At 40.7% G+C, this 13,958-nt stretch carries 13 protein-coding genes; 3 read left to right on the top strand and 10 right to left on the bottom strand.

Going from position 1 to position 13,958, the window contains the following annotated elements; genetic code table 11:
• Window positions 1-144: 144 nt before the first annotated feature.
• The 4 genes from T546_RS0121140 to T546_RS0121125 all read right to left on the bottom strand — a co-directional run bounded on the left by T546_RS0121140 (window position 145) and on the right by T546_RS0121125 (window position 2,663).
• Entirely contained in the window at window positions 145-573 is a 429-nt protein-coding gene (locus tag T546_RS0121140) for a DUF6508 domain-containing protein (protein ID WP_026893333.1), read from the bottom strand.
• A gap of 303 nt (window positions 574-876) precedes the next feature.
• On the bottom strand, window positions 877-1,038 hold the full coding sequence (locus T546_RS25410; protein ID WP_156951387.1) for a hypothetical protein: 162 nt from the start codon (window positions 1,036-1,038) through the stop codon (window positions 877-879).
• A gap of 109 nt (window positions 1,039-1,147) precedes the next feature.
• Entirely contained in the window at window positions 1,148-1,795 is a 648-nt protein-coding gene (locus T546_RS0121130) for a TetR/AcrR family transcriptional regulator (RefSeq protein WP_026893332.1), read from the bottom strand.
• A 151-nt stretch (window positions 1,796-1,946) separates the two neighbouring features.
• Complete coding sequence (locus tag T546_RS0121125; RefSeq protein ID WP_026893331.1) at window positions 1,947-2,663, bottom strand: GntR family transcriptional regulator; 717 nt, start codon at window positions 2,661-2,663, stop codon at window positions 1,947-1,949.
• A 346-nt stretch (window positions 2,664-3,009) separates the two neighbouring features.
• Here T546_RS0121125 and T546_RS0121120 point away from each other — a divergent pair, with 346 nt between their 5' ends.
• Complete coding sequence (locus T546_RS0121120; protein WP_026893330.1) at window positions 3,010-4,326, top strand: CitMHS family transporter; 1,317 nt, start codon at window positions 3,010-3,012, stop codon at window positions 4,324-4,326.
• Window positions 4,327-4,461: 135 nt separating this feature from the next.
• Window positions 4,462-4,689, top strand: coding sequence for a hypothetical protein (locus tag T546_RS0121115; protein WP_026893329.1), 228 nt, complete (start codon window positions 4,462-4,464; stop codon window positions 4,687-4,689).
• A gap of 241 nt (window positions 4,690-4,930) precedes the next feature.
• Here T546_RS0121115 and T546_RS0121110 read toward each other — a convergent pair whose 3' ends face one another.
• From T546_RS0121110 to T546_RS0121095, 4 genes are all read right to left on the bottom strand, one after another.
• Entirely contained in the window at window positions 4,931-6,289 is a 1,359-nt protein-coding gene (locus tag T546_RS0121110; RefSeq protein ID WP_026893328.1) for an HAD hydrolase family protein, read from the bottom strand.
• A 157-nt stretch (window positions 6,290-6,446) separates the two neighbouring features.
• Window positions 6,447-6,602 carry a hypothetical protein gene (locus T546_RS25405; protein WP_155857805.1) on the bottom strand — a complete coding sequence of 52 codons (156 nt, stop codon included), beginning with the start codon at window positions 6,600-6,602 and terminating at the stop codon, window positions 6,447-6,449.
• Between the two features lie 150 nt (window positions 6,603-6,752).
• Window positions 6,753-7,613, bottom strand: coding sequence for a LysR family transcriptional regulator (locus T546_RS0121100; protein ID WP_026893327.1), 861 nt, complete (start codon window positions 7,611-7,613; stop codon window positions 6,753-6,755).
• A 28-nt stretch (window positions 7,614-7,641) separates the two neighbouring features.
• A complete protein-coding gene (locus T546_RS0121095) occupies window positions 7,642-9,942 on the bottom strand; it encodes a hydratase (protein WP_026893326.1) in 2,301 nt (766 codons plus the stop codon).
• Between the two features lie 134 nt (window positions 9,943-10,076).
• Here T546_RS0121095 and T546_RS0121090 point away from each other — a divergent pair, with 134 nt between their 5' ends.
• Window positions 10,077-11,009, top strand: coding sequence for a LysR family transcriptional regulator (locus T546_RS0121090; RefSeq protein ID WP_026893325.1), 933 nt, complete (start codon window positions 10,077-10,079; stop codon window positions 11,007-11,009).
• A gap of 4 nt (window positions 11,010-11,013) precedes the next feature.
• Here T546_RS0121090 and T546_RS0121085 read toward each other — a convergent pair whose 3' ends face one another.
• A complete protein-coding gene (locus tag T546_RS0121085) occupies window positions 11,014-13,122 on the bottom strand; it encodes a glycoside hydrolase family 36 protein (RefSeq protein WP_026893324.1) in 2,109 nt (702 codons plus the stop codon).
• Window positions 13,123-13,226: 104 nt separating this feature from the next.
• Window positions 13,227-13,814, bottom strand: a complete 588-nt coding sequence (locus T546_RS0121080) for a hypothetical protein (RefSeq protein WP_034600196.1) — start codon at window positions 13,812-13,814, stop codon at window positions 13,227-13,229.
• Window positions 13,815-13,958: the final 144 nt, after the last annotated feature.

The raw sequence follows: 13,958 nt of genomic DNA, 5'->3' as shown, positions 1-13,958 counted from the left end.
TTTATATCATGGGATTACTAACCTGGAGAAAAAATTAGATTTTAACTTTATAACTTGATAAAAGGAGCATTTGCAGTATATTTTCTATACCGCAAATGCTCCTTTTATTCAAATCCTGTTTCATCTACTAATAACCAGGGTTGCTTATTCCTCTATTTGTGAATCAAGTTCCTTTAATCTTTTTAGCCATTTAGTCATGCTGCCATTTTGAAAGAAATCCAGTAATGCCCCATCACAAAACCTTTCCGCACGAACTGCTCCTGTGATAAGAGCCATGATACATTGAGCATCAAGGGATGACACTTCTGCGTCTTTCATGGATTCAATTTCCCATAAAAGACCATTCTTTTGTAAAATCTCTCCATACCGGTTTAATTGCATATCTTCATTTTCATCGATGCATATATACACGTCCTGTAGGAACTCACTGACGACGTCGGAATAGTTAACAAATGGCATTTGTATCGGGCTTTCTGGAGTTCCTTTCTTTTCCTTATCAATGATCCAGTTCCCGTACTCTGCACCTGTAAGTTTTGGTATGTATTTTGTTATTATTTCAAATCTGTTTGCCATACTCCATACCTCCTGATGATATAGCCTTATCTTAATCTAAATGCATGTTTCCAATATAGTTATGCTTTATATCCTATACCAAATTGTATCATTTTTCCATCATAAATTACAGAAAAATGGCCCAAACCACATCTACCTATGGTTTGAGCCATTGACTCTCAAGTTTAATTATTTTAATATGAACTGCTACTTAGTTAATCTACGACGATAAATATAATTTGATACCAGCGTAACGGTGCCTACGATTAATAAGCCAATTGCCCAAAATTGCCTGAACGTAAATATAGCAATAACACCAGAAAGCTATAACCCAGCTCCTATGCAACTACCAACCGTTGTTCCGATTTTATCGACCTTAGGCGATGGGGTTCGCAATTTCTTTGATTTCTCTATCATTGAATTTGTGAAATTTAATGATTTATCCGTAGCATTTCTAGTCGTTTCAAATATTTTTTTCTGATTCATTGATTCAACCTCCATTTAATTGATTTTAAAAACCGACCACCGGTTTCTATATGTTGTAAAAAATGGACTGTTATCATAACAGCCCTATCGATCAGATGAAAGACCTTCTTTAAAAAACGCCCATCTGCTTATATCCACTCATTACGTTGTCAATAAATGCTTTATCAACGATATCTAATCCAAGAGAACACATAATGGATTGTAAATAATTCAAACGCTCTTCCGTCTCCTCATAATTACGTCCGAACAAAGCCGGATTGAGCCAAAAATTCAGTAGAAGTAAAAAAACTTCTGCACATAAAACAGGCTGCTCTGTTTGTAGTGATCCTTCGCTTACCCCTTCTTCAATCAATGTTCCGATTATCCGGGCATCCAGGTTTACCACCGTTTGTAAGCCGCTCACTACAAAATATGGATTGCTTATCTGAGAACTCAACACGGAATCAAGCATATGTGTTTTCGCGTCTGTGCTAAGATGGTGAAGAATCTTTTTCAGCTTTTCTTTTGCATTGTCTGCCTTAATGCTTCCCAGTAATTCTTCCAGCATATCGGCAATATACTGTGCACGCCTTTTCATAACTGCAGATAAGATTTCTTCTTTTGATTTGAAATGGTGGTACAATCCCCCTTTGGAAAGAGAGAGTGTATCTAAAATATCTTGTATGCTGGTCTGCTCATATCCTTTTTCTATAAATAGCTTCGTTGAAGCATCCAGTATCTTTTCCAGTGTTTGTTCCGGATATTTGTTTCTGCCCATGTTAGCCCTCCGTAGAAACCGACGGTTGGTCTCTATCTCTATCATAAGCATTCCGACATCTTTTGTCAATACTCATTATGAAAACAGGGATATCAAAAACTGGAAATAAGGACCTATCCCAATCATCTAAGTGGGTAGGCCCTAATGGTATTTATATTCTGTTGCTATTATCTAATCGATGATTTTCTTCAAACCGGTCTATGGTTTCTTGTTCTGAATTCATAATATGCTGTTCAACGGCCTGGACCAGCAAGGTAGAATCCTTATGTTTCAAGTGCTCCACGATATTCGTATGCTCGTATATGGCACGCAGTCTGCGCTCCTTGCTGAAAAAAGAATAAGAGCGAAAATTTTTCAAATATTCCGAAAGCTGTTCCAATAAAACGGTAAGCCTTGGCATGTTGGATACTTTCATTGCATAGGTGTTGTATTCGCTAAAGAGGTGAAACACCTCTTCAATCTTATCTTTCTCTTCTGCCTGCATCATCTGGGAACATAAAAACTCAAAGTGAAGGATATCCTGACTGGTTACATTTTCCATACAGGCTTCAAACAGAATTACCTCTAACGCTTTTCTTATACGAAAGATTTCTTTTATGCTTCCTAAGGAAATATTATTGATAATAACGCCATAGTTTGGAATTGCCTGAACCAATCCTTCCTTGCTAAGGCGGGCAACGGCCTGGCGTACTGGTGTTCTTGAAATGCTTAGTTGAATTGCTAAAGACTTTTCGTTAATTCTTTCTCCCATTGGAAATATTCCATTAATAATGGCATTTCTTAAGGCAATATAGAGTATGTCCTGAAACGGACGCCCTTGAGAGAAATCAATAGAGGAAAGAATCTTCTGCTCATAATCATATTTCATCTTTCTTTACCTTCCATCACGAAAAAATGAGATTAATTCCCCATAACTACGCTAGTTTTGAGGTTTTTTTAATATGGCAAATATTACTCTATTTTGATACAAATATTAGTAATAATCGGATAACATAATATTACTATAGGCAAAAAACATTGTCAAGTTTATGGAATTTTCGAGCATAATTCATAGGAATTTGACCATTTTAACACTCTGTACTTATAAAAGAACACTTTAAAACCACCTGGAACATTTTATAAACACTTATTTTATAGACATTTTATAAAATTTCTATAAAATAGAACTATGTCTAATAGATATTCACAAACAACTTACTAGAGGAGGATTTTTTATGGTTACTTTTATGGTGTATTTTCTAATTCTGGTCTTTATGATCTTAATTATGACAAAGAAAATGACCCCGTTCACTGCACTACTTGTTGTCCCTGCAGCATTTGCTGTTGTAGGTGCTCTCCTGGGTCTTTGGAGCGGTGACATCGGAACATTCGCACTAACTGGTTTAAAGACAACTTCCACGACAGCAATTATGCTGCTGTTCGCAGTTTTATTCTTCACCTTAATGATCGACACAGGATTGTTTGATCCACTATCAAATGCAATGATTCGCTTTGCAAAAGGTGACCCGCTGAAAGTAATGGTAGCTACCGTACTTTTATCCGCCAGTGTTTCCTTAAATGGTGACGGCACCACAACAATGATCATTGTTTGTTCTGCATTTGTGCCTATTTATAAGAAGTTAAAAATGAAAACACTTGATCTTGCGGTTTTGACCATCCTTTCCCATTCGATTTTGAATCTGCTTCCATGGGGAGGACCAACGGCACGAGTCATAACTGTATTAAAACTGGATGAGTCCACCGTACTTCGCGGACTGGTTCCAATGATGATCTTTGCTACCATCTACGTAATCGGTGTATCCGTTATTATGGGCCTAAAAGAACGGAAACGGTTAGGTGTCATTCATTTTACCGAAGAGCAGATTAAAGAGATGACTACCATAGTCGACCCTGAGCTTCTGGAAATCCGTCGTCCTAAAAATTTATGGATCAACTTTATTTTAACAGCAGCTGTTGTTATTATGCTCATCCTTGGTACGCTTCCATCTGTTATTATTTTCATGGGCGCTACTGCTATCGGCCTTTTAATCAACTATCCTAAAATTGCTGACCAGCGTGCTCGTATTGAAGCAAATGCACCAGATGCCATTCAGGTCAGTATGGTTGTTATGTCTGCCGGTGTTTTCATGGGAATCCTTGATGGAACCGGTATGGGTACTGCAATTGCAACAAGCATGACATCTGTTATTCCAGCGAGCTGGGGCAAGTTCTGGGGACTTATTGTGGCCTTCTTATCTGCACCAGGAACTGTTTTTCTTTCTAACGATGCGTTTTATTTTGGAGTGCTTCCTGTCCTTGCGGAAGCTGGTAAGGCATACGGCTACACTCCCCTGCAGCTTGGTTTCGCCTCTCTTATGGGACAGGCATTCCACCTGCTAAGCCCACTCGTTCCATTTATCTATGTCCTGCTTCGCATGACAAATGTTGATATGGGCCAGTGGCAGCGTAAAAGTGCCCTGTGGGCAGTTGGCATCTTTTTAATCTATATCGTAGTAGGTATCGCATTTGGTCTTATGCCACTGGTCGTATAACCTGTAAATCATGACAATCTCACCTACTCTTGTGCATAAATGCTTCACTACCCCCTTTTATCCATCTACTTGAGATGGCGGTAATGCACAAGGGTAGGCTTTTATTATTAATCAAAAAGAAAGGTGGTTATAACATTGGATTTAGATAAGTACAAGGCAAGCTATGATGATATTGGTGCATCAAACGATTTTCAGACGCTTAATGGCCGTAAACTGGCAATCAGTCCGGCCGGAGCCGAAGTATTTCATCATGATCCGGAACGAGTATTTATATATCATATCGACTATTTGGGCGGTATGGGATTAAACACTCTATACGTAAAAGTGCTGCTTGAATTGGGCAGGACTCTGTATACAAGATAGATTATTTACATTCCCTGCAAAGAACCCCTGATGTGAATTAGTTTATTGATTCCAAAGAATGGCTTACTACAATTAATACTTTAACAGATAATTTCAAGGAATTTATAAAGAATGGAAACTAACATATAATTAAAAAGGAGAAAAATGATGCTAGCCTTTATTGGAATTGTACAGTTTTATCGTATCCGCTTCTTAAAAGCAGGCTGGTTTCCTCTGGCCTGCTTTTTCAGACCTTTTTCCTTTACTTTCTGGAGGAAAAAAGACGGATGGGCTCATATACTTTCTTCATCTTCTTCACCATCGTGTTATGGTCAGAATCCTCAATCAGTACATCGTATTTGCCTGGAATGCTGCCGAAGGTTACGCTCTTATCAAAGTCAAGCATCGCTTTTAAGTTTCGAAGCATGTTTTCTCTGGTGGCCTCTTTATTATATATTTTGATATAAGCATAGCCTGGATATTCATCGGAATCATAGGTCAACACTTTATATTCAGAGATCCATTCCTCTTTCATGAGCTCCTGATATGCGTCTGCTATTTTCTCCTTTTTATGAATCAGCATGAAATAAACAACATTTTCATTTTCAGGAAGCCTTCGATTGACATAATTTCGATAGGGTGATTTCTTTAGCTTTTTGAAAATATCAAGCTCTGCTTCATTACTTAGCTTATCATAGTAGATGACCAGCAAATCATCAATTACCACGTTGATAAATAAATTGAGGTTTCTCTTTTCTAAAAATTCGATGATTCTTTCTGAACTTTTATAAGATATCATATACGTCAGAAGATAAGATTTTTCATTGATATTATATAACGCCGCTCCATCCATAACGATGACCGGAAGTGTCAGATGAAGCTCACTTACGGATTCTATCAGGGAAGCCGGTGTTCGAAGCGTGGAAAGGGTGAATTGGGCTCCGTCATCAATCATTCGGTTTAATTCTACCCGGCTGTAGGACGAAAGCTTTTCATCCTTTGTAAGTAAGGTATCATCGATACCGGAGACAAATAGAATGTCTCTGTTTTTAGCTCTGGGAAGGTATAAGAAACTACAGATCATAGCCATTAAAATTCCAACCAAGATTTCCCAAACGCGTCCGGTGGTGAAAAGAAAGGCATTCTTTTCTGCTGCAATGGTCACAACTATGCTTAAATATACCATGCAGGAATAGTATGACATATTTTTTAGATTAACTGCCACGGTACTATATAGAACCACGCCCAGAATACTAACTATAATTAAAATTCCCCAGATGGTCCAACCATGGCTTTCTGCCTGGAAAAATAACTTTCCCTTTCCCAGACAAAAGATCTGAACCACCAAAAATCCCCATAACGCTCCGATCCCTGTGCCTGCAAACCTTTCTTTTATCAGCTTCCAGCGATCTTCTGTATAGGGGCCTACACATTGTAAGGCAACCAGGGATGAGATAAAAGCTCCCTCCTGATTCCCTAAAAAAGAAAATATAACAAAGCATAAAAGAACAGCAAAGAGAGAACGAATGATTCTAAGCCCTACTCCGGGTAAATGATAAAACCAATTGTGAAACTCCTTTAAATTCCCTAACTTCCCCTCACCGGATTCCCAATGAATCATCGCTATTCTCCTACCCTTCTTTTTTATATAACAAAAAGCTGCCCCTTAATGAGCTTCTTCATAAATAATCCAATTGGATTATCTGGAAAAAGCTCATTACGTGGCAGCCGATTATCTGATATAAAACCGGGCTTGTCCTTACCATAACCATGAATTCTTAAGCTTGTTCAATGTAGTCATCTACCATCTCAAACAGAGCTTCTTCATTCTGCTTATCTGTTTCTTCTTCACGCCCTGGAATATATTTCATATTGAGCACATAACTGCCGAATATTTTATTTACATTGCTATCATTTTGTACCTGTGCCATCATAATGACCTCCTGTCTAAATGTTGAACTATAGCTTTTATATCCTTATTATATGCGACCACCAAGAAATAATCCAATTCACTTTTACTATGGGTCCATTCATAAAAAGCATAGCATCATTTATCAGGAATAATCATGATATTTCCCTGTTTCTTATACCGTAAGACTTTCTATATATCGAATAAATTCCTGCACTTCTTTGGAGTATTTTTCCTCCTTGTATACAAACCACGTATTACGGAGGACGGGTCTGCCGTCCGGGTAATATATGGGTGTCAGTGTAAGATTATAGCTATTGTCAAAGCCCTTCGGCAGAAAACAGCAAACATAGCCAAGCCCCTTGGAAGCAAGCTGCCAGGATACATCAATAAATCCCGCACTCATGCCTCCGGGAACCGGCACATGGAAGGTCTGATCCCACCAGTCATCAAGAATCTCTCTGGTTTTGTCATTTGTCTTATAGGCGATTCTGGAGCGATTCAGTAAATCAGGGATCTCAATGGGGCCTTTGGAAAGGATGTAGGCCTGGCATTCATAGATTTTTTTCTGTATCAATCCTCCCTCATAGTCCCCATTGACAAATGCTACATCAACCTCTCCGTCACAGGCTTTTTGAAAGACCAGATTGCTCTGGTCATTTTGCAGTTCAAACTGCACATTGGGATGGGCCTTGGTATATTCATATAGGAGTTCCGTTAAAACAAATTTGCTGTAAGTATAGGAGGCTCCCAGGACAATGATCTTCATATTTTCTTCCTGAAATTCCAGCAGCTCTTTTTTTAACTGCTGGAGAAAAATCATATATTCCTGGGCTTTTTTCGCCAGAAGCTCTCCCTGTCTGGTGAATTCCAGACCTTTTGCCGTACGTTTTACGATTTCCACATGAAATTCTTCTTCCATGGACTGCAGTCTCTTTGAGAGAGACGGTTGGGATATATATAGTAGATTAGCCACCTTGGTCATATTGGGCGTCTTATATAATTCATATAAAATCTGCCAATCCGAATCCTTCATGATTTCCTCCCGCCTCCTGAGCCTCTATTTACAAAATCCCTTTTCTGTTCTTGTTGTAATTAATCAGACAGCCTGCTTTTACGATCTCACGTTCTTCTGAAGTCATGTCTGCAACGTATAAATCAAGTTTTTTAATCTCATTGCCTTTTACCTGATAGGCAGTGATATTTTTTAAATCTCCATCAAGAGCTTTTCTGATACCAGGAACGAAAACATAATCGCCCACTTCAAACTCTGGCTCCTCTGTCATCTGGAAAGGAATCATACCCCAGTTCATTACGTTGGAACGGTACCTCTTGGTGGCATATTCCTTAGTAATGTTAGCCAGTCCTCCGATTACCCTCTGACAGCTTGCAGCCTGTTCTCTGGCGGAACCATCTCCTGGTTTTACTGCATAAATCATACTGCCTATTTCTGTCTCTTCTGCTTTTATATCTGACAGATTTTCTATGGTGCGGATTGCAGCAAAAACAGGCTCTAATTCAGGCTCTAAGGCAAAGATATCCTCACCGCTAGTACGGCCTTTTTCCAGACGGTCCACCGCTTTGCTTCTTCCTACGTATTGAGGGTCTCTTCTTGACAGGGTAAATTCTGCCAGCCCTAAGGGATTGGAACGGAAGGATGAGGTTTCTCCGGAAGGAATCAGTTCATCTGTAGTGGTTACCTCGTCCATGATTTTTGAGCAGACCTTCAATAAGATGTTATCGGTAAGGGCACCCATAACCGGCCAATCTTTAATGTTAGGTCCGTAAACCAGGTCTTTTTCCTCTTCTGACTTATTATATCCCTGATAAACACGCTTGTCATAGACTCCACGGTCAAAGGAATACTCTGGAATATCCCCCCAGCAGGAAAGCTCTGCTGCTGAAGTTAAAATACCTCCGTTGGCAGCCGTAGCCGCAATGGACCTGGCATCCATGAGTGCAACTGCTGACATCTGTCCTTCTCCTGGCTTTGAACCTTCCCGGTTGGGGAAATTTCTGGTGGTATGACGGATGCTCAGACCATTGTGAACAGGGGTGTCTCCGGCTCCAAAACACGGACCGCAGAATGCAGTACGGATGACAGCTCCTGCTTCCATTAACTCAGCTACAACGCCTTTTTTCACTAAGTCAATAAATACAGGCTGAGAGGATGGATAGACAGCCAGAGAAAACTCATCACAGCCGCAGTCCTTGCCTCTTAAGGCATGGGCCGCTTCGATTACATTGGTATAGTTGCCTCCGGCACAGCCTGCTATGATACCCTGCTGAACCTGGAGTTTTCCATCTACAATTTTATCTGTAAGAGTGAAGGAAGCTCGTCCGCCGCTGATTTTGGCAGCTTCTTTTTCCACATTTCTTAAAATATCACCCAGATTGCTGTTTAATTCATCGATTTCATAAACATTGCTTGGATGGAACGGAAGTGCTATCATAGGTTTTACTGTGTTTAAATCTACATATACGCAGCCATCATAATAAGCAACATCTGCTGGGTTTAACTCCTTATATTCCTCTGGGCGACCATGAAGGGCCAGGAACTCTTTGGTATCTTCATCGGTTTTCCAGATGGAGGATAGGCAGGTTGTCTCTGTTGTCATTACATCAATACCGTTTCGGTAGTCAGTTGTCATAGAAGCAACGCCTGGTCCCACAAACTCCATTACCTTGTTCTTTACATAGCCGGATTTGAATACTGCGCCAATAATAGCCAGTGCAATGTCCTGAGGACCCACTCCTGGCTGTGGCTTACCGGTTAAGTATACGGCAACCACACCTGGATATGCTACATCATAGGTGTCACACAAAAGCTGCTTTACTAACTCTCCGCCGCCTTCTCCGATTGCCATGGTTCCAAGTGCACCATACCTGGTATGGGAATCTGAGCCTAAAATCATTCGTCCACAGCCTGCATGCATCTCTCTCATGTACTGATGAATGACTGCAATATGAGGCGGAACAAAAATGCCGCCGTATTTCTTAGCTGCTGACAGACCAAACATATGGTCATCTTCATTAATTGTACCACCAACCGCGCATAATGTGTTGTGACAATTTGTTAAAACATAAGGAACCGGAAATTTTTCCATACCAGATGCTTTCGCAGTCTGAATGATACCAACAAATGTGATGTCATGGGAAGTCATTGCATCAAATTTTAGTTTCAATTTAGACATATCATTGGAAGTATTATGAGCCTCCATAATGGAATATGCTATGGTTCCTTTTTCCGCATCTTTTTGATTCACCGGCTGCCCCGTGATTGCTTCCACTTTTCCAGATTCCGCCTCAGGAATGACTTCCATTCCATTGATCAGATATACGCCACTATCATACAGCTTAACCATCTTAAACTCCTCCTAATTATTTCTTTTATACTCCCACTATACAACGCTCACTCCATATAGTAAAATACTATAATATTGATAACATCCATAGGTTTTGCCTATATGCTAAAAAAGAATAGGAAAGGAGCCGTATTATGACAGACAGAGAGCTTCTATACGTTAAGACTGTAACGGAGGTAAAGAGCATCTCCCGTGCGGCGAAAAAGCTTTTTATCACTCAGCCTTCTTTAAGCCAATCCATTCAAAGAATCGAACAATCCCTGGGAACCAAGCTATTCAACCGGACCCCGGAGGGACTTGTATTAACGTATGCCGGAGAACGGTATTATCAGGTCGCCTGTAAGATTTTAAAAATATATGATGATTTTGAATCAGAAATCAAAGATATCAACAGCATGAAAAATGGGCAGATTTCCATTGGAATCACCAATCATTTGGGAAACATTATACTTCCTGAAATTCTTCAGGAATTTAAAAAGCAATGTCCTCATGTTACCTTGACCATATACGAAGGAACCACGGATAACCAGGAAATGAAGCTTCTTTCAGGAGAACTTGATTTTGCTATATTACATGCGCCGAAAAAAGATACCAGTCCGCTTCTGAATTATGAAATACTGTCCAATGATCCATTTATCGTTGTAATGGAACAAAATCATCCCCTGGTCAAGGCTGCTAAAAGGATGGAAGGCTATACGTATCCGGTGCTGGATATCAAACTACTTAAAAATCAGCCATTTATCATGCTTCATGAAGACCAGCGTATCCGGCACGTGGCTGACTCGATTCTGGCTAAAGCAAAAATAAATCCTGAAATCATATTGACCTTGAAAAATTATGAAACAGCCCAGTCCATGGCTGGAAAAGGAATCGGAGTTACCCTGCTGCCCCAGGATTATGCCCGTTTAACCTCTCTGGAATCTGCACCAGCTTTTTTATCCATTGAAAAAAAATATTCCTCAGGCTGGGATTTATGTATCACTACCTCTAATACAAGCTTTCTCTCCCACACGGACCAGTACTTTCTCTCACTTGTTCGTAAATATTTTTCAGGTAACGACGAATGAAACTTTATTCGTTTCTTACAAGTAACACCGCAACCGCTTTTCTATTTTCCCTTGGCCGGTATAGGAGCACGCTGTCTTTAATAGCAACCTCTTCCTTCGCATCCGAGTATACATCATAAATCTTGCGGGGGCAATCCTCCGTAAGAGGAATCTGAATCTCATCAGGAAGTTCACCATCAAATGTATGGAGGACTAAATAAGCTTTAGCTCCATCTTCCCCAACCCGTAAGACGGCCTGCCAGCCTTCGAGATGCCGGATGCTCACCACTTCCGGTCCGAAACGGTAGGACTGGCCTCTTTTAATTACAGAAGATATCTTTTTATAGAACGCCATTCCATGTTCAATCACATTCCATTGTTGGGAGGATAGCCGGGTAACATCGCCGGAGAGGCAAAGTCTTCCCAAAAACGTAGCTGCCATGGAGTACGCAATTCTTTTTAAGGAATCCTCCTGCCTGATCACTGCCCAGATCTGGCTTTGTCTTGGCAGAACGGCGCGATGAAGGTTGGCTGCGATTATGGGGATTTCTTCGCACTCATGAGCATCAGAAAAGGAGGCCATACTGGTGGCTGCCAGGAAACGCGGCTCCAGACGATGCCCCCCGGAAGCACAGTTTTCCAATACAATGCCAGGAATCTCACGCTTTACCTTTTCTAAGAATTCAAAGGTCTTCTCTATGTTTATCCGAAGTCCCTCTCCCAGGGAATCCGAACCGTCACAGCCTATTCCTATGGTATCATTGTAATCAATTTTCATATACTCAAAGCCGTAGCGCTTCAAAAATCCAATGACTTTTTCAGTCAGATATTGCTCTACCCATGGATCCTTCATATCCCAGAAACGGCGCCTGGTGGTTGTAAGCACCGTTCCATCCACATGAAGAAGATGGTCTTCCATCTGATAAGCTTTAGCTGCCTTTCCCACACCTTCGATTTCGAACCAGATGCCAGGCTTTAAGCCTGCCTCTTTGATTGCTTCCACCGTCTTTTCTAATCCTTCGGGAAACAACTCGTTTGATACCTCATAATCTCCCATGCTCATGTCCCAGGGAATACCGGGCTGTTTATACCAGCCGCAGTCGATGACAAAATAAGTAAATCCTTTTCCTTTGATCACATCTAGGATTTCCCTTATATTTTCATGAGATGGACAGCCCCAGGTGGTACAGTATTCATTGAATACCATGGGAAGCTCCTGCTCCTCTTCCGGTCCCATATCTGCCGCTTTCTGCCCGACATCTGTCAGCCTTTTTGTAAAGACATCGATAGAATCCGTATGGCATACGGAAACAATGGCTTTTGGTGTTACAAAGCTCTCTTCCGGCTTTATGACCTTTAGCCAATGACCAAACTCCCGGTCAGCTAATCCTCCGCTCATGGCAATATTTTCATCCTCCCGGTATATTTCCATTTGCCAGGAAGCACCATGTGCCAGCTGGGCGCCCCAGAACACATGATGTTTTCTGTCCTCCATGGCTAAAAACGGAAAATAGCCATTGACAGGCAAGGAGCCCCTCTGTCCAAATCGTTCACATCTGACGGCTTCCATGGTCCAGGAGGTGTCCAGCTGAAGCTCCTCCATGGTCTGAGTGGAAAGCCTGCCTTCCTGGCTCCAGCGGCTCATGAGACGATGAACCAGGATGTTATTATGACCGTCTCCTTCTATGTAGGGAGAGATTCCTGTTAAGGAAAAGCTGGAGAGCATTTCGATTGATATTGGCGTTTTACTGCTATTTTTTAGTTCGTTCCATATTTCGACTGATTTCGCTCCTTCCTGCCAAGAAAGGAAATGGCGTACCTCATACCCTCGCTGGTCTCTTAGAGTGGTTATGATGGTTTGGCTGTTTTCTATTAATACTTCTTCCTGATCCTCAAACAATAACCGTTCTGTACTTTCTCCATTGCGCAAGGTATTTCCAGGAGCATATGAGCCTTGGTAAATGTCTCCTGATATTTTTAATTGCACCATTCCATCAAGCTTTGCATTCTTCTTGATCATTTCTGGAATCGGCATATTCCTTGGATAGAGTTGAAGTCCTACATGCTTCTTTTCATCCAAACAATAACGGGCCACCATATCTCCAAAGATATATTCTTTTAAAATAGAATCCATAATCTCCTCCTATTATCATGGGATTGTTACATATAAATGAAAGAAAGGTACGATCTGCGGAAATAATTCAACTTCTGTCAGTAGATTTGAAATGTGGTATCTTTCTAGAAATCCTCAGCCAAGAGATATACGGCAACCGTATCTTCAGTCTGCGTATCATAATTCACTGATACAAAACCAGTTTTATATTTAAAATGCATGTCGCCATTCCGGTCACTGATCGGATCCCCAAAAGCAGTTTTAAATTTATCTATTTTATCACCGATTCTGGCACCATTAAAATCAACATGATTGTCCTGGAGAAATATCTGACTGACGGTGACAGTGTTCATTTGAAACCAAACTCGTATTCCGGCTTTCTCAAATTCCAGACCGCCTTCATCAACTGCATTGGGCTTCTCGTTCATGTTATCGATAAAATCCTGTTTACTCGCGCCAAGTAAATCAAAATATGTCTCGAAGGAAACAACTTCTGTATCCGGAGAGGACGTTTGCTCTGAGATCGCTGTCTCTGGCTGAGAATCAACAACAGGGGGCTCCTGGGTGGCAGCACTGCTTTCCATTTCAGTTGTAATCTGTGGGGTAGTATTGCTGGCAGAGCCGGGCGAACTGGAACAGCCAGTTATGATAGCGAAGCTCAGTATCGTTATTGCACCTAATTTTGCAGTCATCTTATTGAATTGTTTTCTCATACATAATACTCCTTTTATTCTATTATTTATTATTTCCAACCTTGTTTTTGATTTCACACTTTTTTGCAACATCTCTGTGAAATGGCATGCTTACAGCTTCATTGTAAATGAGCTCCTGACTCTTGTAAACATTTAAATGCGGAA

This window comes from [Clostridium] aerotolerans DSM 5434 (assembly GCF_000687555.1).
In the GTDB taxonomy this organism is placed as follows: Bacteria; Bacillota; Clostridia; order Lachnospirales; family Lachnospiraceae; genus Lacrimispora; species Lacrimispora aerotolerans.
Note: the sequence above shows the minus strand (reverse complement) of the source record. Positions and strands in the feature narration are given on the sequence as shown.